Here is a 20545-nt window from a genome sequence, read left to right as displayed (position 1 = left end):
AGGACAGATTATCGATGGCCCGCGATTCGCAAGCCGCCCTCGTCGCGCTCAACCGCTTCGGCTTCGGCGCCCGCGGCGGTGCATCGGGCGATCTCGTCAACGCGAGCTCCGATCCGCGCGGCTTCGTGAAGGCGGAGCTTTCGCGTGCCAATGGCGTGCTGCTGGAAGCGCCGGGCCTGCAATCGACGCCGCAGCTCGGGCAGGCCGTGTTTGCCTATCAGGACCAGGTCAAGCAGGCGCGTGAGGCGGCCAAAGCCGCCGCGCCCGCCGAGACGCCGGCACAAGCGCCTGCCGATCAGAACGCGCCCTTGCGCCGCAATCTCTCGCTCAATGCCGCGGCAGAGATCACCGGCCAAATGGCCGATGCAAAGCCCACGGGCGGCGCACCGAAGCCGGAGGCCATGCAGCCGAGCGCCGCCGCGCCGCCCGCCGCCAAGCCCGCGCCGCAGCCGCTCAATGTGATCCAGAAAACCTTTCGCGCCGAGGCTCTGGCGCGGCTGCAGCGCGCCACGCTCGCCGAGTGCGGCTTCACCGAGCGCCTCGTCGCGTTCTGGTCCAATCATTTCTGCATCTCCGCCAGCAAGGGCGAGCTGGCGCGGATCTGGGCCGGCGCGTTCGAGCGCGAGGCGATCAGGCCGCACGTGCTCGGGCGCTTCGCCGACATGCTGAGGGCGGTCGAGCAGCATCCGGCGATGCTGTTCTTCCTCGACAATCAGCAATCGCTCGGGCCGGATTCGCGCGCCGGGCAAAACCGCAAGCGCGGGCTGAACGAAAATCTCGCGCGCGAGATCATGGAGCTGCATACGCTCGGCATCGGCGGCGGCTACACGCAAGGCGACGTCACCTCGCTCGCGCGCATCATCACCGGCTGGACCTTTGCCGGAAGGCAGGGGCAGCTCGGGGTCCCCGGCTCCTTCGTCTTCAACACCAATGCGCATCAGCCCGGGCCGCAGGTCCTGCTCGGCAAGACCTACGATCAGGCGGGCATCGCGCAGGGCGAAGCCGCGCTCGCCGACCTCGCGCGACATCCCTCGACCGCGAATTTCATCGCCACCAAATTCGTCCGTCACTTCGTCGCGGACGAGCCGCCGCCGGCGCTCGTTGCGCGCCTGCGCGACGTCTTCGTCAGGACCGACGGCGATCTCAAGGCGCTGGCATTGGGGCTGGTCGATTCCGATGAAGCCTGGAAGGCGCCGCTCACCAAGCTGCGCTCGCCATACGATTTCCTGGTCGCAAGCGGCCGGTTGCTGGCACGCGTGCCGGAGGATCCCGGCGCCTATCTGAACAACCTCAATCTGCTCGGCCAGCCGCTGTGGTCGCCGCCGGGCCCCAACGGCTTTCCCGACAGCAATGCCGCCTGGGCCGCGCCTGAAGGCATCAAGCTCAGGCTCGACATCGCGGCGCAGATCGGCGCGCGGCTCGGCAACAACATCGATCCGCTCGACCTCCTGGAGTTCGCCGCTGCGGACGCCGCTTCGGCTGAGACGCGGCGGACCATCGAGCGCGCGGAGTCGCGGCAGCAGGCGTTGGCGCTGCTGCTGATGTCGCCGGAAATGCAGAGGAGATGATGATGACCGACTGCGTCGAGAACCGGCTCCTCACATCCCGCCGAGGTCTCCTGCTCGGCGGCGCCTCCTTTGCGGCTTGGGCCTACCTGCCGAAATTTGCCCGTGCGGCCGACGGACGCGATCCGCGGTTGGTCGTGGTGATCCTGCGCGGCGCACTGGACGGGCTCTCGACCGTCGCGCCGCTCGGCGATCCTGACTATGCCGGCCTGCATGGATCGATCGCGCTCAGCGCCGACGGGGCCCATCCCGCGATCATGCTCGACTCGTTCTTCGCCCTGCATCCGGCGATGCCGGAGTTTGCGCGCATGTATCGCGACAAGCACGCGGCGGTGATCCACGCGGTCGCGACGCCCTATCGGGACCGCTCGCATTTCGACGGCCAGGACGTGCTCGAAAGCGGCTATGCCGGCCCGGGCCGCGTGCAGTCCGGCTGGCTCAACCGCGCGCTGGAAGCGCTGCCGCGCGGCGAGCGCGTGTCCAGCGGCCTCGCGGTCGGCCCCACCACGCCGCTGGTGCTGCGCGGCAATGCGCCCACCGTCGGCTGGGCGCCGGTCGCGCTGCCGCAGGCCGATGACGACACCGCGATGCGCCTCGTCGAACTCTACCGCCACCGTGATCCCGCTTTGGCCTCCGCGCTGTCGCAAGGCCTCCAGCTCGACAAGGCGGCGAGCGGCGACGACATGAAGGCGACGCGCGGCAATGCCGTCGCGCAGATGCGGCAGGTCGCGCGCGGCGCCGCAAAGCTGATGGCGGCTGATGACGGCCCGCGCATCGCCGCGCTCGCCTTCGACGGCTGGGACACGCATGCCAATGAAGGCGGCCCTGTGGGGCGTCTCGCCTTCCTGCTCGGCGGTCTCGATGGCGCGCTCGCCGAGTTCGAAAGCGGCCTGGGAAATCGCTGGCGCGACACAATCGTGATCGTCGCCACCGAGTTCGGCCGCACCGCGCGCATCAACGGCACCGATGGCACCGATCACGGCACGGCTACGGTCGCCTTGCTCGCCGGCGGCGCGGTGAGGGGCGGCCGCGTCATCGCGGACTGGCCCGGCCTCAGGCTCGCGAACCTGTATGAGGGCCGTGACCTCAAGCCGACCACGGATCTGCGCTCGGTGATCAAAGGCGTGCTGCAGGACCAGTTCGGCCTGTCCGATCGCGTGCTGGCCGAGACGGCGTTTCCCGACAGCGCAAGCGCAAGGCCGATGAAGGGACTGGTCGCTTAAGCCGTCATTCCGGGTCCACGCCTTGCGGCGCGTCCCGGAATGACGACATGATGAGCCGAGCATCAGGAGACACCACCCCATGTACATCGCCATGAACCGCTTCCGCGTCGCCAAGGGCTCTGAGACTGCCTTCGAGCAGGTCTGGCTCACGCGCGACACCCATCTCGACAAGGTGCCGGGCTTCATCGAGTTTCACCTGCTGCGCGGGCCGGAAGCCGAGGACCACACGCTGTACGCCTCGCACACCGTATGGGCGAATTATGCGGCGTTCGAGGCCTGGACCAAGTCGGAAGCGTTTCGCGCGGCGCATCACAAGGCGGGCGACAACAAGCCGCTTTATCTCGGCCATCCCCAGTTCGAAGGTTTCGAGGTGATGCAGACGGTGGGGCGCGGCGCCAAGTAGCGCCGCGTTTCAAACGTCAGCCCAGCGTGATCCTGTCGATCTCGGTCATCTCTTCCGCGCTGAGTTTCCAGGCGATCGCCTTGACGTTCTCCTCGATCTGCTCGACGCGGGTAGCGCCCGCAATCACGCTCGACACTTGCGGGCGCGCGGCGAGCCAGGAGAAGGCGAGCTCCAGCATCGAATGACCGCGCGCTTTCGCGAAGGCCTGGAGCTTCTCGACGATGTCCTCGTTGCGCGGCGTGACATAGCGGTCGCGCAGCCGCGGCACCTTGCCGAAGCGGGTGTCGGCAGGCGCGTCCTCGCCCTTCCTGTATTTGCCGGTCAGGAGGCCGCTTGCGAGCGGGAAGAACGGCAACAGGCCGAGCTTGTATTCCGTCGCGGCCGGCAGCAGGTCCTTCTCGATGTCGCGCACGAGCAGGGAATATTCGTCCTGGCAGGAGACGAAGCGGCTGACATTCATCGCGCGTGCGACGTACTCGGCTTCCGCGATCCGCCAGGCCGGAAAGTTCGAATTGCCGATGTAGCGCACCTTGCCCTGGCGGACCAGATCGTCGAGCGCGCGCAGGCTCTCCTCGATCGGCGTCAGCGGATCGTAATCATGCTGCTGATAGAGGTCGATGTAATCGGTCTTGAGCCGCTTCAGGCTCGCGTCCACCGCCTCCATGATGTAGCGGCGCGAGGCGCCCTGCTTGGTGCCGTCCTCGGCCATCGGCTTGGCGTATTTCGTCGCCAGCACGATGTCCTTGCGGCGCTCGCCCAGAACGGTACCGAGCACGGTCTCCGAGCCGCCCATGTTCGAATAGATGTCGGCGGTGTCGAACAGCGTGATGCCGAGGTCGAGCGCGCGATGGATGACCTTGCGCGAGGTCTCAAGGTCGGTGCGCTGGCCGAAATTGTTGCAGCCGAGCCCGACCGCGGACACGCGAAGGCCGGAGGCGCCGAGATTGCGAATTTCCATGAAAGTTCCTGTCGGGGATGAGCGGTCGGCATTCTGACCACGATGCGCCGCAGCAGCAAGCTGCTCGCCGCGCTGCTGCCATGCCGGCAGCGCGCACAAAAAAATGCGGCCCCTGTCAGACGCGGCGACTGACGGGGACCGCTGGGGGCGCATGATCGGTGACGGGGGCCTGACCAGACGCAGGGGCAGCCTAGCCTTGCTGTGTTACGCGCGGGTGACAGGCGGAGTTATCCACAGGCCGCCAAAAGATCATGCTCAACAACAATCTCAGAAGATCTTGCGATAGACGATGAAGCCGGATCGCTCCGCGACCTTGTCGTAGAGGCGCTGGGCCGTGACATTGGTCTCGTGCGTCTGCCAGTAGACGCGCGGCGATCCCGCCAGCTTCGCCCGTTCGTAGACGCCGTGGACCAGCGCCGAGCCGACGCCCGTGCCGCGCGCGGCCTCTGATGTGAACAGGTCCTGCAGATAGCAGGACGGCTCGATCGCAGTGGTGCTGCGATGGAACAGATAATGCGTCAGCCCGAGCAAGCGGCCGTCGTCCTCGGCGACCAGCGCATGCATCGGCTCATAAGCATCGAAGAAGCGCTGCCACGTCATCCCAGTAATCTCGGGCGCGAGCGCGGTCGGACCGGAGCGGCCGTAAAAGGCGTTGTAGCCGTCCCACAGCGGCAGCCATTGATCGTAGTCCTGCCTGGTGACGGCGCGAATGATGAGCGACATGTGAATTTCTGCGATCTCGGAGGTGCGCGATGAAGGGATGCCCTTCATACGTGATGATCCTGCTGCCGATCAATCGCGCACTCGCCTCAATCCGCAACGCGCAAGTACCGGATCAGCTTGCGGCCGGCCGGATCGCGCAGCGAGCGGTAGTAATCGGCGCGTTCCGGCGCATCGGTGTGGCGCACGAGGTCGGTCACCGGGGTGTAGCTCAGCATCCGCCCGCCGTCGGCGAGTGCGGTGCAGACGAAGCGCAGCACCTCGCCGTTGCGCAACGCGACGTTGATCGGCGTGGCATCGCCGACCCGCACCATCTCCATGCGCTGGGCGATGAAGGTGCCGAGCTCGTCCTCCGGCAGCTCGAACGCGCCAGTGTCGCGGCCGTGATACATCAGCGCGATGAAGGGCGGCCTCGCATCGGCGAGCTCGTCCGGCACAGCAAAATAATCGCGGAACGCGCGGTTGATGAATTCCGCCCGGGTCTCGGCATCGAGCAGCACGATGCCGATATCGACCTTATCGAGCGCGGACGACAGCCGCGCGGCAATGGCGTGGCTGCGGCGCTCGGCCGCGAAGCTGCCGAGCAGCCGCTCGCGCATCAGCCCGGTGATGCCGGCGGTGCCGAAAGCGGTGACAGCCAGGAGGCCGAGCTGCACCAGATCGGCCCCGCCATGGCCGGAAAGGCCGTGGCGGTTGAGAAAGAACAGAGCTGCGGCGATCACCGCGACAATCGCGGTCGTCACGGCGGAGGCGAGACCTGCGAGGGCGCCGGCAAGAGCCACGATGCCGACGAACAGAGGGGCGGGTGAGGGCGCGCCGACGACGCGATCAAGCAGCATCGCCAGCAGCAGGGCCGCTGCCGTCAGCGCCGGACCGGAGATCGCACGCCATCCGAACCGCATGGACCTGTCTCGCTCCTCCCGAACGAGGTAAGGCCACAACACTGACTGATTGTTGCGTGACGGAGATGCGATTTCGTGCGGCGTGCTTAAGGCGCGCTTGCACGCAAGCGTAAGGCTTTCGGATGATTTTAGACCATGTGCGCGCGCTGCTGCAGCGTCGGCGCCTTCAGCGTCGACGTGCCTGTGCCCTTGCGCGTGCCGACGATGATCAACAGCGAGGCCGCGACCAGGATGGCCGCGGTCAGGGTGATTGCAACGACTACCACAGGTGATTTCATCGACGTCCTGTCGCGATGCCGGTCGGCGCGGGCCGCACGGCGCCTTGAAGGCTGGTCCAGGATGAAGCGGGAATCAGACCGGCAGGCCCATTGCCATGGTCGCCCTGGTCGACAGCACCGTGAGGGTGACGATCAGGCACAGCGAGAGTGCGGCGATGGCGAGCGAGGCCGCGACCGCATGGGTGAGCCGGGAAGACGCGACGGAAGCGGATGGGCTCTGAAACCCCGCTGTGCCGGACGCCCGCATCATGGTCTAAATCCTTCCACACGCGAGCGAATCACCCGCGACTTTCCAGAATTTCCCAGTTTCAACCGGCAATATTGCGGCGGCGACCGCGCGGAAAATGGCGGGATTGCGGCAAAGACGGCCCTTATGCCCGCTATTCGCCGGTGCGGGGCGTGCCGTCAGGCGCTCGCGGCGATGCTGGCGGGGTCGTCGATGTCGGCCGGGCGCCAGTCCATCGTGACGAAGCCAGGCGCGGCTTCGACGCGTTTCAGCCAGTCCCGGATCGCCGGAAAGGTGGACAGGTCGAAATCGCAGCGGTCGGCGAGGTGGGTGTAACCGTACAGCGCGATGTCGGCGACCGTGAGCTGGCGGGCAGCGAAATAGGAATTGGTCTTGAGGTGATTCTCCATCACCTGGAGCGCGCCATAGCCGCGCTCCATCCAGTCTTCCAGCGAATGGGTCTGCAGGTCGCGGCCGCCCTTGACCAGCGACAGCCAGAAATAGGCCGCGCCGATGTTCGGCTCGAGCGCGTGCTGCTCGAAGAACATCCATTGCAGCGCCTCGGCGCGGTCGATGCGGTTTTCCGGCGCGAGCGGCGTGCCGACGGCGACGTACCACAGGATGGCATTGGATTCGGCGAGATAGCGGTCCTCGCCGACCTCGAGCAGCGGCACCTGCCCCGACGGGTTCTTGGACAGGAAATCCGGCGTGCGGCTCTCGCCGCGCAGAATGTCCACCTCCACCGCTTCGTAAGGCAGGTTGAGCAGCGCCAGCGCAAGGCGGACCTTGTAGCTGTTGCCCGAGCGTTGCATCGAATAGAGCTTGTACATTCTGGCGTTCGAAATCCGAGGACGAGAAGACGCGGCGCTCGTTGCCCCGCGAGGCGGCTAAACAATGATGCCGATGCGAATCCGCCGCAAGAGCCGGCCGATAGAAAAACTCGAAAACCCTACCGCACTGCAATGGAGCGGAAGATCATTTCCGCGACGATGCCGTTCAGTTCACGCTTGCGTCAATGCGTGAAGGTATCGCGCCGTGAATTGTGAATCGACGGATCTGTCGGGGTTCAAGCGTCAATGTTTCCGCACGTCATGGCCGGGCTTGACCCGGCCATCCAGGTCTTGCGCCGCACGAAGAATGTGGATGCCCGGGCCTTCGCCTCGCCGAAGCGGCTTCGGCCGCGCAGGCGGGACAAGCCCGGGCATGACGACGTCCAATGCAAGCAAATTGCTCCGAGGACAGGCCTTGCCGGATATGTGGGGTTTGGCGGTCAAACTTGCGCAAAATTGCGGGAAACCGCGGCTCGGAGTGCTCCAGATCCTAAACTTTTCCGCGATCGGGCCGAAGTTTCTTGCGGCGCAGCGGCACACGTTTTAGGGTGGCTCATTCCCACAATTGGAGTCGTGAGGCGAAGGGCTTCACGACGCTCGCCAGGAGATGACGATGGCCTTCCTTGCTGCTGCGCTCGACCGTGTGAAGCCGTCCGCGACCATCGCGGTCACGGATAAAGCACGCGCGCTGAAAGCGGCGGGCCGCAACGTCATCGGCCTCGGTGCCGGCGAGCCCGACTTCGATACGCCCGCCAACATCAAGCTGGCGGCGATCCACGCCATCGAGGCAGGCAAGACCAAGTACACCGCGGTCGACGGCATCCCCGAGCTGAAGGAAGCCATCATCGCGAAGTTTCAGCGCGAGAACGGCGTCGCCTACAAGCCGAACCAGATCATCGTCGGCACCGGCGGCAAGCAGGTGCTCTACAACGCGTTGATGGCGACCATCAATCCGGGCGACGAGGTGATCATTCCCGCGCCCTATTGGGTCAGCTATCCCGAGATGGTCGCGCTCGCCGGCGGCGAGCCGGTGCCGGTGGTCTGCACCGCAGCTCACGGCTTCAAGCTCCAGGCCGAGGCGCTCGAGCGCGCGATCACGCCGAAGACCAAGTGGGTCATCCTGTGCTCGCCGTCGAACCCGACCGGAGCTGCCTACACGCGTTCGGAACTGAAAGCGCTCACCGACGTGCTGATGAAGCACCCCCATGTGTGGGTGATGACCGACGACATGTACGAGCATCTCGTCTACGACGACTTCCAGTTCACCACCGTCGCGCAGGTCGAACCTGGTCTCTACGACCGCACGCTCACGGTGAACGGCGTCTCCAAGGCCTATTGCATGACCGGCTGGCGCATCGGCTACGCCGGCGGTCCCGCGCAGCTCATCAAGGCGATGTCGACGATCCAGTCGCAGTCGACCTCGAACCCGTCGTCGATCGCACAATGGGCCGCGGTCGAGGCGCTGAACGGTCCGCAGGACTTCATCCCCGCCAACAACAAGGTGTTCAAGGAGCGGCGCGACCTCGTGGTCTCCATGCTCAATCAGGCCAAGGGGATCGAGTGTCCGCGTCCCGAAGGCGCGTTCTACGTCTATCCGTCGTGCGCCGGCACGATCGGCAAGACCGCGCCGTCGGGCAAGGTGATCGCCAATGACGAGGACTTCGTCACCGAGCTCCTGGAGACCGAAGGCGTCGCCGTGGTGCAGGGGTCGGCCTTCGGCCTCGGACCTGCGTTCCGCATCTCCTACGCGACCAAGACTTCTGACCTCGAAGACGCCTGCAAGCGCATCCAGCGCTTCTGCGGCAATCTGCGGTAAGACCGACGCGACAGTGCGAATTGAAAAGGCCCGCTTCGCGCGGGCCTTTTTTGTTCCGGCAGGTGAAGATTTGCCCAGGGCAAGAGGCGCACCGCTCTATCCCGGTCATTGCGAGCGCAGCGAAGCAATCCAGAATCCCTCCGCGGCAAGACTCTGGAATCTTCGCTGCGCTCGCAATGACGGAGGTTCTGGTACGGCCAGAGCTCTTGTGGCATAGACCATCGCGCAACACGGGTGGGGCGCTCTCTCTGCTCGCATCACACTTTTCGCCGGAGACATTCATGCGCCGTTCGTTCCTCTTCGCCGGGCTCACCGCTGCCGGCCTCGTCGCCTCCGTTGTGAACACTGGCGCGCAGCAGCGGATGGCGCGGGTCGGCGTGCTCGAATGCCGCGGCGGCGCCAGCGTCGGCTTCATCGTGGGATCGGTGACCCATCTTGGCTGCGTGCTGCGCGCCGACGGCTCGCCCGACGACCGCTACGTCGCGACCATCCGTAAAGTGGGCCTCGACATCGGCATCACCCAAGAGACGGCTTTGGCCTGGGGCGTGTTCGCACCGGTCGACCGGCTCGGCCCCGGCGACCTCTCCGGCAACTACGTCGGCGCGCAGGGCAGCGCCTCGGTCGGTGTCGGGTTGGGCGGCAACGTGCTGGTCGGCGGCTCCAACAATTCGATCGCGCTGCAGCCGCTGAGCGTGCAGGGCCAGGTCGGCCTCAACATCGCTGCCGGCCTCGAGAGCCTGGAACTCCGTCCGGGCCGTTGAGACATCCTGCGGGCGAGGCTCGCTCCTCACCTCTCCCTTCGGGAGAGGTGGAACACGGACGACGCACCGCAGCGACGTTTGATGCTTGCCAAATCTAAGGGAGGGGCAGAGCATCGGCGTTTGCCGACCCAATCACGGGCCGAGCTCCACACCAAGGAGGCGGCGAAATGGGACAAGACGTCAGAAGTCCCCGAGGTCCACGGTGCATTGCGCTGGTGGGCCCTTTCCAAAGCGGTAAAACCACACTTCTGGAAGCAATCCTGGCGCGAACGGGTGCCATCCCCCGCGCCGGCAGCGTCGATGCCGGAACGTCCGTCGGCGATGCCACGCCTGAGGCCCGCCATCACAAGATGACCGTGGGCCTCACTGCCGCGACCACGAGTTTCATGGGCGACAGCTACACCTTCCTCGATTGTCCCGGTTCGGTCGAGTTTGCCCACGACATGCGCGCCGCGTTGCCTGCGGTCGACGCCGCAATCGTGGTCTGCGAGGCCGACGAGAAGAAGCTGCCGCAGCTTCAGATCATCCTGCGCGAGCTGGAGGAGCTGAAGATTCCGCGTTTCCTGTTCCTCAACAAGATCGACCGCGCCAGTCAGCGCATCCGCGAGACGCTGGCGATGCTGCAGCCCGCCTCGCGCGTGCCGCTGGTGTTGCGCCAGATCCCGATCTGGAAGGGCGAGCTGATCGAGGGCTTCGTCGATCTCGCGCTGGAGCGCGCCTTCATCTATCGCGAGCACAAGGCCTCAGAGGTGATCGCGCTCGAAGGGGGCGATCTCGATCGCGAGAAGGAAGCCCGCTTCTCGATGCTGGAGAAGCTCGCCGACCACGACGATGCGCTGATGGAGCAGCTGCTCGAGGACATCCAGCCGCCGCGCGATGCCGTCTTCGACGATCTCGCCCGCGAATTGCGGGAAGGGCTGATATGCCCGGTGCTGCTGGGCGCTGCCGTGCGCGAGAACGGCGTGCTGCGCCTAATGAAGGCGTTGCGTCACGAGGCGCCCGGTGTTGCGGAGACGGCCAGACGCCTCGGCGTTCCCCAAACCAAGGACGCGCTCGGCTACGTCTTCAAGACGCTGCATTCGCAGCACGGCGGAAAGCTGTCGCTGACGCGGCTGCTCGCCGGCCATCTCGACGACGGCGCCACGCTGCAATCCTCGTCCGGCGGCGCGGGCCGCATCTCCGGCATCCTCGCCGTCAACGGCGCCTATGATACCAAGCGCGCCACGGCCGAAGCCGGCGACACCGTGGCACTCGCCAAGCTCGATCCGGTCAAGACCGGTGACACGGTTTCGAACGGCAAGACGGCGCCCGCGGCGTTGATCGCGATCGAGCCGACGGCGCCGGTGCTCGCGATCTCGGTCGCGGCCACCGACCGCAAGGACGACGTCAAGCTCGGCCAGGCGCTGACGCGTCTGCATGAGGAGGATCCCTCGCTGATGATCGTGCAGAACGCCCAGACCCACGACACGGTGCTGTGGGGCCAGGGCGAGATGCACCTGCGCGTCGCCAGCGAGCGCCTGCGCGACCGCTTCGGTGTCAAGGTCACCTCGCAACCGCCCGCGATCGGCTATCAGGAGACCATCCGCAAGCCGATCACCCAACGCGGCCGTCACAAGAAGCAGTCCGGCGGTCACGGCCAGTTCGGCGATGTCGTGCTCGACATCAAGCCGCTGCCGCGCGGCGAGGGCTTCAAGTTCACCGAGAAGGTGGTGGGCGGCGCGGTGCCGCGCAACTACATCCCGGCGGTGGAGGAGGGCGTGGTCGATGGATTGGCGCGCGGTCCGCTCGGCTTTCCCGTCACCGACGTGCAGGTGACGTTGACCGACGGCTCCTATCACAGCGTCGATAGCTCCGATCTCGCCTTCCGTACGGCGGCGCGGGTCGGGCTCAACGAAGGCCTGCCGCAATGCCAGCCGGTGCTGCTGGAGCCGATCCACATGGTCGAGATCGTCTGCCCGACCGACGCCACCGCCAAGATCAATGCGATCCTGTCGGCGCGACGCGGGCAGATTCTCGGCTTCGACACCCGCGAGGGTTGGACCGGCTGGGACTGTGTTCGCGCCATGATGCCGGAAGCCGAGATCGGCGAGCTGATCGTGGAGCTGCGCTCAGCCACCGCCGGCGCCGGCAGCTTCACGCGCCAGTTCGATCACATGGCCGAAGTCACCGGCCGCGCCGCCGACCAGATCATCGCCGCACATCAGCACGCGGCGTAATCGGTTAGGCGACTCGTGCCCCGGACGCAGCGCAGCGCTCCTTTAGCGGTGCGCTGCAGAGCCGGGGCCCATGTATCAGCGCGCCTGCTTGGAATTTCTGGGTCCCGGCTCTGCGCAGCAACGCCAAGAGCGTTGCAGCGCGTCCGGGACACGAGATTCTCGCACGCCACTGCACCATGACGGAAGGAGGCGCTTGCGCCAGCCTCGCGATGATGTATTTTACATCATTGTATATGTTCCAGATATCACTTATAACTGCTCATAAGTGAGGCCAAGGTGATCACCTCGTTCCAGATGCGGGCAGCCCGCGCGTTGCTCGGCATCGACCAGAAAACGTTGGCCGAGCTCGCCGGCGTGTCGCTGCCGACCATCCAGCGGATGGAGGCCTCCACCGGCAATGTTCGTGGCGTGGTCGAGACCTTGATCAAGGTGGTCGAGGCGTTCGACCGGGCCGGCGTCGAGCTGATCGGCGAGCAGGCCCGCAGCGACAGCGGCGGACGTGGCGTTCGCTTGAAAGAGCCGGGGCCGCCGCGCCGTGTCGGAGCATGATCGCGCGTTGATCATGCCCGGGATCAAGATGGGCTAGCGCATCGTCGCACCTTCGGACGCACGATGCTTCGGAGCATTGTGGGGCCAGCGGAGCACCTTGCTGACATGAGCATCACGAGCGATCAGCCGGGCCGGCTGCACCAGCTGCGCCAGCCGACCTTTGCCGAACTGTATCTGCCGAAGCTCGTCACCGTCTTTCGTGAAGGCTATGGCCTTGCGGACTTCCGCGCCGACGTTTTCGCAGGCCTCACGGTTGCGATCGTGGCGCTGCCGCTGTCGATGGCGATCGCGATTGCCTCGGGCGTGACGCCGGACCGCGGCCTCTACACCGCCGTCGCCGGCGGCTTCATCGCCTCCCTGCTCGGCGGCAGCCGGTTCCAGATCGGTGGCCCTGCCGGTGCGTTCATCGTTCTGGTCGCGGCGACCGCGGAGCGGCACGGCGTCGACGGGGTGATCCTCGCCACCCTGATGGCGGGCCTGTTCCTGATCGGCGCGGGGCTGCTCCGGGTCGGCACCTACATCAAGTTCATTCCCTATCCCGTCACGGTCGGCTTCACCGCCGGCATCGCCGTCATCATCCTGGCCAGCCAGCTCCGCGATCTCTTCGGCATCACGCTCGCAGGCAAGGAGCCCAGCGAGTTCGTGCCGAAGCTCGTCGCGCTCGCCGGTGGCCTCAACACGATCAATCCGTCCGCAGTGCTGGTCGCAATCGTCAGCATCGCCATCATCGCCGCGTTACGGGTCTGGCGTCCCTCCTGGCCCGGCATCCTGATCGCGGTCGTCTTCGCCGCCTTCGTGTGCGCGATGTTCTCGCTGCCGGTGGAAACGATCGGCTCGCGCTTCGGCGGCATCCCGCGCGAGCTGCCATCGCCGGCGTTGCCCGCATTCTCGCTGGAGAAGGCAAGGGCGGTGCTGCCGGATGCGATCGCGTTTGCGCTGCTGGCGGCGATCGAATCGCTGCTGTCGGCGGTCGTGGCCGACGGCATGACCGGCCGCCGTCACCGCTCCAATTGCGAGCTGGTGGCGCAAGGCGCGGCCAATATCGGCTCGGCGCTGTTCGGCGGCATCTGCGTCACCGGGCTGATCGCGCGCACCGCGACCAACATCCGCGCCGGCGCCCGCGGGCCGCTCGCGGGCATGCTGCATTCGGTGTTCCTGCTGCTGTTCATGCTGGTCGCGGCGCCGCTCGCGAGCTACATCCCGCTCGCCGCGCTCGCTTCCGTGCTGGTCGTGGTGGCCTGGACCATGGCGGAGAAGCACGAATTCGCGACTCTGGTGCGCTCGTCATGGGGCGATGCCGTGGTGCTGCTCGCGACCTTCCTGCTCACGATCTTCCGCGATCTCACCGAGGGCATCCTGGTCGGCTTCGCGCTCGGCGCGGTGCTGTTCATCCATCGCATGGCGGAGATGACGGGCATCGAGGAGCGCTCGCCGCTGGTTGCCGATGATCGCCCCGACGACGGCAACGGCGACCGCGTGCGCTACGATCCCGCGCTTGCGGTCGACCGCGACGTGCTGGTCTATCGCATCACCGGCGCGTTCTTCTTCGGCGCGGCCTCGGCGATCGGCAGCGTGCTCGACGGCATCGCCGACAGGCGCAAGGCCTTCGTGGTGGATTTCGCCGCGGTGCCGTTCCTGGATTCGACCGCGGCCAACGTGCTCGGCCGCGTGGCCGCCAAGGCGCACCGCCAGGGCATCAGGCTGTTCATCACCGGGGCCTCCCCGACGGTCCGCCGCGCGCTGCTCACCCACGGCGTCACGCCGCCGCGCGCGCGCTACCGCACGAGCCTCGAGCGCGCCATTGCCGACATCAAGGGCCGGGCCGCCGACGAGACCGCTGCGAGCTGACCGCGCGCGCTTGACAGAGTGGGCGCGACGCGAAATGGATCGCCTCGGAAACGACCCGAGGGAAAGATGACCGCGCCGAAGTCCCCTGCAGCCTGTCTGATCGGATGGCCGGCCGCGCATTCGCGCTCGCCGCTGATCCACCATCACTGGCTGCGCACGCTCGGCATCGAGGGCGGCTATGTCATCGAGGCGGTGCCGCCCGAGGATTTGCGCGATTTCGTGCTGCGGCTGTCGCTGCGCGGCTTCGTCGGTGCCAACATCACCATCCCGCACAAGGAGGCCGTGCTGGCGCTGTCGACGCCCGACGCGCGCGCCAGGGCCGTCGGCGCTGCGAACACGCTGTGGTTCGCCGACGGCGAGCTGCGCTCAACCAACACCGATGTCGAAGGCTTCATCAACAATCTCGATGCCAGCGCGCCCGGCTGGGACATGGCCGAGGCGGCGCTGGTGCTGGGCGCCGGCGGCTCCTCGCGCGCGGTCGTGTTCGGCCTCCTGGAACGCGGCATCAGCTGCGTGCATGTCGCCAATCGCACCATTGGGCGGGCCGAGACGTTGGCAAGGCAGTTCGGATCGAACGTGCATCCGCTGCCGTGGGAGGCGATCGGCGACGTGCTGCCGCGTGCAAGACTTCTCGTCAACACGACCTCGCTCGGGATGCACGGCCAGCCTTTACTCGATGTCGACGTCGCGCGCCTGCCGCAGGCTGCGGTCGTCGCCGACCTCGTCTATGTTCCCCTGGTGACGCCGCTGCTCGCGGCAGCAACGGCGCGCGGTCTGAAGACCGCAGACGGGCTCGGCATGCTGCTGCACCAGGCGGTGCGCGGCTTCGAGCTGTGGTTCGGCCGGCGGCCCGAGGTCACGGCCGAGTTGCGCGCATTGGTCGAGGCCGATCTCACGAAGTCTTGAGAGAATAGCGCAGGGTCTTTCGGAGTTCTCCATCCAGGGGGCAATCGGAGACCGTCATGACTGTTCAACGTGCAACCTTCACACGTCCCCTGATCGCCGTCGCGATGCTGGCCGTGTCCACCTACTGCGCCTTCGCCCAGAGAGCGCCGGTGCCGACGCGCGTGCGCGGGACCATCGAAAGCGTCAATGGCGACACCATGCAGGTCAAGTCGCGCAGCGGTGAAGAGCTCAAGCTTCGCCTTGCCTCCGACGTGAACGTGTCGGGTGTCACGAAGATTTCACTCGCCGACATCAAGCCCGGCTCATTCATCGGTGCGACCACCGTGCCGGGACCTGACGGCAGCCAGAACGCCGTCGAGGTGCACGTGTTTCCGGAAAGCATGCGCGGCACCGGCGAAGGCTCGCGACCCTGGGACCTCAAGCCCAACTCCAGCATGACCAATGCGACCGTGGCCGAGAGCGTCGTCGGCAATGACGGTCACACGCTGCTGGTCAAGTACAAGGACGGCGAGAAGAAGGTGTTCGTCGCCGACGACACGCCGGTCGTGACCTTCGTGCCCGGCGACAGATCCGAGCTGAAGCCCGGCGCCAAGGTCATCGCCTTCATGAAGCAATTGCCCGACGGCTCGTTCGAGACGAGCCGCGTCAGCGTCGGCCGCGACGGCCTGACGCCGCCGATGTGAGCGATCGAGCGCCGAACGGGTAGGGTGGGCAAAGGCGCGCTTGCGCCGTGCCCACGTCTTTTCTCGCTCGCGAAAGGTGGTGGGCACGCTTCCGCTTTGCCCACCCTACGGCACCGCGCTCACACCGCAATCACGTGATCGTCGATGTCCTCGACCCGGCTGACGCCGCACAGGCCCATCGTGGTGAGCAGCTCGTTATGGATGATGTCGATCGCCTTGGCGACGCCGGCCTGGCCGCCGGCGCCGAGGCCGTAGGCATAGGCGCGGCCGATCATGCAGGACTTCGCGCCGAGCGCGAGCGCGCGCATCACGTCCTGGCCGGAGCGGATGCCGCCGTCGAACATGATCTCCATCCTGTCACCGACCGCGTCCACGATCTCCGGCAGCACCTCGATCGAGGACGGCGCGCCGTCGAGCTGGCGGCCGCCATGGTTGGAGACCACGATCGCCTGCGCACCGGTTTTCGCGGCGAGCTCGGCGTCCTCGACGTCGAGGATGCCCTTCAGGATCAGCTTGCCTGGCCAGATCGAGCGGATCCAGTCGATGTCGTTCCAGTTCAGCGCGGTATCGAATTGCGAGCTGATCCAGGTCGACAGTGAGGTGATGTCGTCGCTGACCTTCAGATGACCGGCGAGATTGCCGAAGGTGCGGCGCTTGCCCTGCAGCACGCCGGAGACCCAGGCCGGCTTGCTGGCGAAGTCGAGCAGCTTCGACAGCGACCATTCGGGCGGCACCGTCATGCCGTTCTTGATGTCGGCATGGCGCTGGCCGATCACCTGCAGGTCGACCGTCAGCACCAGCGCGCTGCACTTGGCGGCCATCGCGCGCTGGATCAATTCCTTGATGAAGCCGCGGTCCTTCATCACGTAGAGCTGGAACCAGAACGGCTTCTCGACACTGGCGGCGATGTCCTCGATCGAGCAGATCGACATGGTCGATTGCGTGAACGGGATGCCGGCGGCCTGCGCGGCGCGGCAGGCGTGGATCTCGCCGTCGCCGTGCTGCATGCCGAGCAGGCCGACCGGTGCGAGGATCAGCGGCATCGTCGACGGCTCGCCGAGGATCGTGGTCGAGGTGTCGCGCTTGGAGACGTCGACCAGGATGCGCTGGCGGAACTTGATCGCCTGCATGTCCTCGCGGTTGGCGCGTAGCGTCTCCTCGGCGTAGGAGCCGCGGTCGCAATAGTCGAAGAACGCCTTCGGCACGCGGCGCTTATGCAGCGTGCGAAGATCGTCGATACAGGTAATATGCTTCATGTCGTTTCCCCGGCCCGTCACGTACCAACAGTCTTGCATCGGAAGATTTCGGGGTCATCTAGCATGGTTGGATGCACAGCCAAATCGTTTGCAGAACGTTTTGGAAGGAGAGCGCCAGGGAGAGCGTCATGACGAAGCCGCACGCAGGACCTTCGCCGGAAGAGATCAAGGAGAAGCATGATCTCGAAGAGGCGCTCGAAGAGGGGCTGGAGGAGACCTTCCCGGGCTCCGATCCCGTCAACGTCACCCAGCCGGCGCCCAGCCGCGCCGACGGCCATGTGAAGCGCTCGGATTGAGGCGAGTTCCACCGCTTTTCGCTGGTCACGCCGGAATTGCAATGTTAACAATGTGTTATCGGGGCGGTCGCGGCGCCGGTTCCGTAATGATTCATCATATTTTTTGAAGCCAAGTTAGCCGCGATGGCTTTATAAGACCTCGGCAAATCAGGGATGCGGGTCCCGTTGGGGCAGCCCGTGGTTGTAGAGGGGAGTCCCTGGTTGCTGCTTGGGGGACGATTATGAGCCGCAAATATTTCGGGACGGACGGGATTAGGGGCCGCGCCAACGGACTGATCACGCCGGAGCTCGCGCTCAAGGTCGGGCAGGCCGCGGGCCTTGCGTTTCAGCGCGGCGACCACCGCCACCGGGTCGTGATCGGCAAGGACACCCGTCTGTCCGGCTACATGATCGAATACGCCATGGTGGCGGGATTCACCTCGGTCGGCATGGACGTGCTGCTGGTCGGCCCGATGCCGACGCCGGCGGTCGCGATGCTGACCAAGTCGATGCGCGCCGATCTCGGCGTGATGATCTCGGCCTCGCACAATCTGTTCGAGGACAACGGCATCAAGCTGTTCGGGCCGCAGGGCTTCAAGCTGTCCGACGACGTCGAGCGGCAGATCGAGCAGCTGCTCGACGAATCCCTCGACAAGCGGCTCGCCCAGAGCGCGAGCCTCGGCCGCGCCCGCCGCATCGACGGCGTGCACGACCGCTACATCGAATTCGCCAAGCGCACGCTGCCGCGCGACCTTTCGCTCGAGGGCCTGCGCGTCGTGATCGATTGCGCCAACGGCGCCGCCTACAAGGTGGTGCCCGAGGCACTGTGGGAGTTGGGCGCCGACGTGGTGCCGATCGGCGTCGAGCCCGACGGCTTCAACATCAACAAGGATTGCGGCTCGACCTCGCCGGAGGCGCTGTCAAAGAAGGTGCGCGAGATGCGCGCCGACATCGGCATTGCGCTGGACGGCGACGCCGATCGGGTCATCCTGGTCGACGAGCGCGGCCATGTCGTCGACGGCGACCAGCTGCTCGCGGTGATCGCGCAGAGCTGGAAGGAGGACGGTCGCCTCTCGCGTCCCGGCATCGTCGCCACCGTGATGTCCAATCTCGGGCTGGAGCGCTTCCTGCAAGGGCAGGGGCTCGAGCTTGTGCGCACGCCGGTCGGCGACCGCTACGTGCTCGAGCAGATGCTGAACGGCGGCTACAATCTTGGCGGCGAGCAGTCCGGCCACATCATCCTGTCCGACTACGCCACGACCGGCGACGGTTTCGTCGCCGCATTGCAGGTGCTCGCCGTGGTGCAGAAGCTGCGCCGCCCCGTGTCAGAAGTCTGCCACCGTTTCGATCCGCTGCCGCAGATCCTCAAGAACGTCCGCCACAAGGGCGGCAGGCCGCTCGACGATTCCGACGTCAAGTCGGCGATCTCCGACGGCGAGAAGCGCCTCAACGGCCACGGCCGCCTCTTGATCCGCTCCTCCGGCACCGAGCCCGTGATCCGCGTCATGGGCGAGGGCGAGGACCGCATGCTGGTCGAGGACGTCGTCGATACCATCGTCTCCGCGTTGGGGCAGGCGGCGGCCTGAGCCGGTCTTTACCCTCCCCTGGAGGGGGAGGGTCGATCGCGCGCAGCGCGAGCGGGGTGGGGTGATCTCTCCACTCGGGCAGTGTCGGATGTGGAGAGACCGTCACCCCACCCCGTCTCACATTTCGCTGCGCTCAATGTGAGCCGACCCTCCCCCTCCAGGGGAGGGTAAGCGACGAGAGCACCCGCGCATCCCAGCCATTTGCGATTGACGCTGGTCTCGCCGCCGCTTGCGTCGTAGTCAGCACCTCGCGGCAATCTGCCGCGCCGGATTGCCGCCTTGAACAAGCCTGTCGTCGTCTCAGAGGAAACGCTGACCGAGCCCGTCGTCGTCAGCGAGGTTACGCCCGCCGCCGGCAAAGCCGCGGGGCCGGCCTATATCGTGCTCGCCGGCATCAGCGTCTCGCACTTCCTCAACGACACCATGCAGTCGCTGATCGCCTCGGTGTACCCGATCCTGAAGGACGCCTACGCGCTCGACTTCGCGCAGATCGGCATGATCACGCTGGCGTTCCAGTTCACGGCCTCGCTGCTGCAGCCGGTGGTCGGGCACTATACCGACAAGAAGGCGCAGCCCTATTCGCTCGCGATCGGCATGGCCTCGACCTTCTTCGGCCTGCTGCTGCTCAGCATCGCGCACCAATATCTCGTCATCCTCCTCGCCGCCGCGCTGGTCGGCCTCGGCTCGGCGGTGTTTCACCCGGAGTCGGCGCGCATTGCGCGGCTCGCCTCGGGCGGGCGCTACGGCTTTGCGCAATCGGTGTTCCAGCTCGGCGGCAGCTTCGGCACCTCGATGGGGCCGGTGCTCGCCGCGCTGATCGTGGTGCCGTTCGGGCAGGGCAGCATTGCCTGGTTCTCCTCGATCGCGTTTCTCGCCATCCTGATTCTCTGGCGCATCGGGCGCTGGTACGCGCCGCAGATCGCGACGAAGAAAGCGGCGCCCGTCCACACCCAGCCTGGCGCGCCGAGCTCGCGCCGCGTCGCGGTCGCGCTCGTCGTGCTCGTCGCGCTGTTGTTCTCCAAGCAGCTCTACGTCTCGAGCCTGTCGAGCTATTACATCTTCTACCTGATCGACCGTTTCGGCGTGTCGACGCAGGCAGGCCAGATCTATCTCTTCGTCTTTCTCGCGGCGAACGCCGTGGGTGCGTTTCTCGGCGGTCCCCTGGGTGACCGCTTCGGCCGCAAGATCGTGATCTGGGTGTCGATCCTCGGCGCGCTGCCGTTCACGCTGGCGCTGCCCTATGCCGGGCTCGTCGGCAGCGCCGTTCTCAGCGTCGTCATCGGCCTGATCATCTCCTCGACGACGTCGTCGATCATCGTGTTCGCGCAGGAGCTGGTGCCGCACCGCTTCGGCATGATCTCCGGCGTGTTCTTCGGCGTCGCCTTCGGCATCGGGGGCCTGGGCGCGGCCGCGCTCGGCAAGCTCGCCGACCACACCTCGATCGAGTTCGTCTACCAGGTCTGCGCCTATTTGCCGGCGATCGGGCTGCTCGCGGTGCTCCTGCCCAAGCTGCCGCGACACGCGGGTTAACGCATCCTCTCCTG

The 20545-nt window shown here is 66.3% G+C and carries 20 protein-coding genes; 13 read left to right on the top strand and 7 right to left on the bottom strand.

Going from position 1 to position 20545, the window contains the following annotated elements; genetic code table 11:
* The first annotated feature begins 14 nt into the window (after positions 1-14).
* The 3 genes from AC24YW_RS11125 (at position 15) to hmuQ (ending at position 3191) form a co-directional block, all read left to right on the top strand.
* Complete coding sequence (locus tag AC24YW_RS11125; protein WP_487482776.1) at positions 15-1568, top strand: DUF1800 domain-containing protein; 1554 nt, start codon at positions 15-17, stop codon at positions 1566-1568.
* Between the two features lie 2 nt (positions 1569-1570).
* A complete protein-coding gene (locus AC24YW_RS11120; protein ID WP_487482775.1) occupies positions 1571-2788 on the top strand; it encodes a DUF1501 domain-containing protein in 1218 nt (405 codons plus the stop codon).
* A gap of 79 nt (positions 2789-2867) precedes the next feature.
* On the top strand, positions 2868-3191 hold the full coding sequence (hmuQ, locus tag AC24YW_RS11115) for a heme-degrading protein HmuQ (protein ID WP_025032212.1): 324 nt from the start codon (positions 2868-2870) through the stop codon (positions 3189-3191).
* Positions 3192-3207: 16 nt separating this feature from the next.
* On the opposite strand, the gene AC24YW_RS11110 is transcribed toward hmuQ, so the two are convergent.
* The 6 genes from AC24YW_RS11110 to AC24YW_RS11085 all read right to left on the bottom strand — a co-directional run bounded on the left by AC24YW_RS11110 (position 3208) and on the right by AC24YW_RS11085 (position 7105).
* Complete coding sequence (locus tag AC24YW_RS11110) at positions 3208-4149, bottom strand: aldo/keto reductase (protein ID WP_487482774.1); 942 nt, start codon at positions 4147-4149, stop codon at positions 3208-3210.
* A gap of 267 nt (positions 4150-4416) precedes the next feature.
* Positions 4417-4872: an N-acetyltransferase family protein gene (locus tag AC24YW_RS11105; RefSeq protein ID WP_487482773.1), complete on the bottom strand. Its 456-nt coding sequence runs from the start codon at positions 4870-4872 to the stop codon at positions 4417-4419.
* Between the two features lie 86 nt (positions 4873-4958).
* On the bottom strand, positions 4959-5771 hold the full coding sequence (locus tag AC24YW_RS11100; RefSeq protein WP_487482772.1) for a PAS-domain containing protein: 813 nt from the start codon (positions 5769-5771) through the stop codon (positions 4959-4961).
* Between the two features lie 128 nt (positions 5772-5899).
* Positions 5900-6049, bottom strand: a complete 150-nt coding sequence (locus tag AC24YW_RS11095; protein WP_487482771.1) for a hypothetical protein — start codon at positions 6047-6049, stop codon at positions 5900-5902.
* A 73-nt stretch (positions 6050-6122) separates the two neighbouring features.
* Positions 6123-6299, bottom strand: a complete 177-nt coding sequence (locus AC24YW_RS11090) for a hypothetical protein (RefSeq protein ID WP_487482770.1) — start codon at positions 6297-6299, stop codon at positions 6123-6125.
* Between the two features lie 155 nt (positions 6300-6454).
* On the bottom strand, positions 6455-7105 hold the full coding sequence (locus AC24YW_RS11085) for a glutathione S-transferase family protein (protein ID WP_487482769.1): 651 nt from the start codon (positions 7103-7105) through the stop codon (positions 6455-6457).
* 613 nt (positions 7106-7718) lie between these two features.
* Between AC24YW_RS11085 and AC24YW_RS11080 the strand changes: the two genes are divergently transcribed.
* From AC24YW_RS11080 to AC24YW_RS11050, 7 genes are all read left to right on the top strand, one after another.
* The gene (locus AC24YW_RS11080) at positions 7719-8921 is read left to right on the top strand and encodes a pyridoxal phosphate-dependent aminotransferase (RefSeq protein ID WP_487482768.1); all 1203 of its coding nucleotides are present in this window, start codon (positions 7719-7721) and stop codon (positions 8919-8921) included.
* Between the two features lie 281 nt (positions 8922-9202).
* On the top strand, positions 9203-9682 hold the full coding sequence (locus AC24YW_RS11075; RefSeq protein ID WP_487482767.1) for a DUF992 domain-containing protein: 480 nt from the start codon (positions 9203-9205) through the stop codon (positions 9680-9682).
* A 167-nt stretch (positions 9683-9849) separates the two neighbouring features.
* Complete coding sequence (locus AC24YW_RS11070) at positions 9850-11898, top strand: elongation factor G (RefSeq protein ID WP_487482766.1); 2049 nt, start codon at positions 9850-9852, stop codon at positions 11896-11898.
* A gap of 276 nt (positions 11899-12174) precedes the next feature.
* Positions 12175-12447, top strand: coding sequence for a helix-turn-helix domain-containing protein (locus AC24YW_RS11065; RefSeq protein WP_008566993.1), 273 nt, complete (start codon positions 12175-12177; stop codon positions 12445-12447).
* Between the two features lie 105 nt (positions 12448-12552).
* Complete coding sequence (locus tag AC24YW_RS11060) at positions 12553-14295, top strand: SulP family inorganic anion transporter (protein ID WP_487482765.1); 1743 nt, start codon at positions 12553-12555, stop codon at positions 14293-14295.
* A 66-nt stretch (positions 14296-14361) separates the two neighbouring features.
* Entirely contained in the window at positions 14362-15201 is an 840-nt protein-coding gene (locus AC24YW_RS11055; RefSeq protein WP_487482764.1) for a shikimate dehydrogenase, read from the top strand.
* A gap of 56 nt (positions 15202-15257) precedes the next feature.
* A complete protein-coding gene (locus tag AC24YW_RS11050; protein WP_487482763.1) occupies positions 15258-15884 on the top strand; it encodes a hypothetical protein in 627 nt (208 codons plus the stop codon).
* Positions 15885-16003: 119 nt separating this feature from the next.
* Here the strand turns inward: AC24YW_RS11050 and AC24YW_RS11045 are convergent, their stop codons facing one another.
* Positions 16004-17140, bottom strand: coding sequence for an alpha-hydroxy acid oxidase (locus AC24YW_RS11045; RefSeq protein WP_487482762.1), 1137 nt, complete (start codon positions 17138-17140; stop codon positions 16004-16006).
* 128 nt (positions 17141-17268) lie between these two features.
* Between AC24YW_RS11045 and AC24YW_RS11040 the strand changes: the two genes are divergently transcribed.
* The 3 genes from AC24YW_RS11040 (at position 17269) to AC24YW_RS11030 (ending at position 20531) form a co-directional block, all read left to right on the top strand.
* A complete protein-coding gene (locus tag AC24YW_RS11040; protein WP_167361667.1) occupies positions 17269-17436 on the top strand; it encodes a hypothetical protein in 168 nt (55 codons plus the stop codon).
* 221 nt (positions 17437-17657) lie between these two features.
* Positions 17658-19001, top strand: coding sequence for a phosphoglucosamine mutase (gene glmM, locus AC24YW_RS11035; RefSeq protein ID WP_487482761.1), 1344 nt, complete (start codon positions 17658-17660; stop codon positions 18999-19001).
* A gap of 279 nt (positions 19002-19280) precedes the next feature.
* Positions 19281-20531 (top strand): MFS transporter, encoded by a 1251-nt coding sequence (locus AC24YW_RS11030; RefSeq protein ID WP_487482760.1) that lies wholly within the window; start codon positions 19281-19283, stop codon positions 20529-20531.
* Positions 20532-20545 lie beyond the last annotated feature (14 nt).

It is taken from the genome of Bradyrhizobium sp. USDA3516 (assembly GCF_057651995.1).
This window is presented reverse-complemented; position numbering and strand designations above follow the sequence as displayed.

Coding starts and splice junctions, on each gene's coding strand:
- AC24YW_RS11125 (WP_487482776.1), top strand. CDS start 15: ATGGCCCGCGATTCGCAAGCCGCCCTCGTCGCGCTCAACCGCTTCGGC.
- AC24YW_RS11120 (WP_487482775.1), top strand. CDS start 1,571: ATGACCGACTGCGTCGAGAACCGGCTCCTCACATCCCGCCGAGGTCTC.
- hmuQ (WP_025032212.1), top strand. CDS start 2,868: ATGTACATCGCCATGAACCGCTTCCGCGTCGCCAAGGGCTCTGAGACT.
- AC24YW_RS11110 (WP_487482774.1), bottom strand. CDS start 4,149: ATGGAAATTCGCAATCTCGGCGCCTCCGGCCTTCGCGTGTCCGCGGTC.
- AC24YW_RS11105 (WP_487482773.1), bottom strand. CDS start 4,872: ATGTCGCTCATCATTCGCGCCGTCACCAGGCAGGACTACGATCAATGG.
- AC24YW_RS11100 (WP_487482772.1), bottom strand. CDS start 5,771: ATGCGGTTCGGATGGCGTGCGATCTCCGGTCCGGCGCTGACGGCAGCG.
- AC24YW_RS11095 (WP_487482771.1), bottom strand. CDS start 6,049: ATGAAATCACCTGTGGTAGTCGTTGCAATCACCCTGACCGCGGCCATC.
- AC24YW_RS11090 (WP_487482770.1), bottom strand. CDS start 6,299: ATGATGCGGGCGTCCGGCACAGCGGGGTTTCAGAGCCCATCCGCTTCC.
- AC24YW_RS11085 (WP_487482769.1), bottom strand. CDS start 7,105: ATGTACAAGCTCTATTCGATGCAACGCTCGGGCAACAGCTACAAGGTC.
- AC24YW_RS11080 (WP_487482768.1), top strand. CDS start 7,719: ATGGCCTTCCTTGCTGCTGCGCTCGACCGTGTGAAGCCGTCCGCGACC.
- AC24YW_RS11075 (WP_487482767.1), top strand. CDS start 9,203: ATGCGCCGTTCGTTCCTCTTCGCCGGGCTCACCGCTGCCGGCCTCGTC.
- AC24YW_RS11070 (WP_487482766.1), top strand. CDS start 9,850: ATGGGACAAGACGTCAGAAGTCCCCGAGGTCCACGGTGCATTGCGCTG.
- AC24YW_RS11060 (WP_487482765.1), top strand. CDS start 12,553: ATGAGCATCACGAGCGATCAGCCGGGCCGGCTGCACCAGCTGCGCCAG.
- AC24YW_RS11055 (WP_487482764.1), top strand. CDS start 14,362: ATGACCGCGCCGAAGTCCCCTGCAGCCTGTCTGATCGGATGGCCGGCC.
- AC24YW_RS11050 (WP_487482763.1), top strand. CDS start 15,258: ATGACTGTTCAACGTGCAACCTTCACACGTCCCCTGATCGCCGTCGCG.
- AC24YW_RS11045 (WP_487482762.1), bottom strand. CDS start 17,140: ATGAAGCATATTACCTGTATCGACGATCTTCGCACGCTGCATAAGCGC.
- AC24YW_RS11040 (WP_167361667.1), top strand. CDS start 17,269: ATGACGAAGCCGCACGCAGGACCTTCGCCGGAAGAGATCAAGGAGAAG.
- glmM (WP_487482761.1), top strand. CDS start 17,658: ATGAGCCGCAAATATTTCGGGACGGACGGGATTAGGGGCCGCGCCAAC.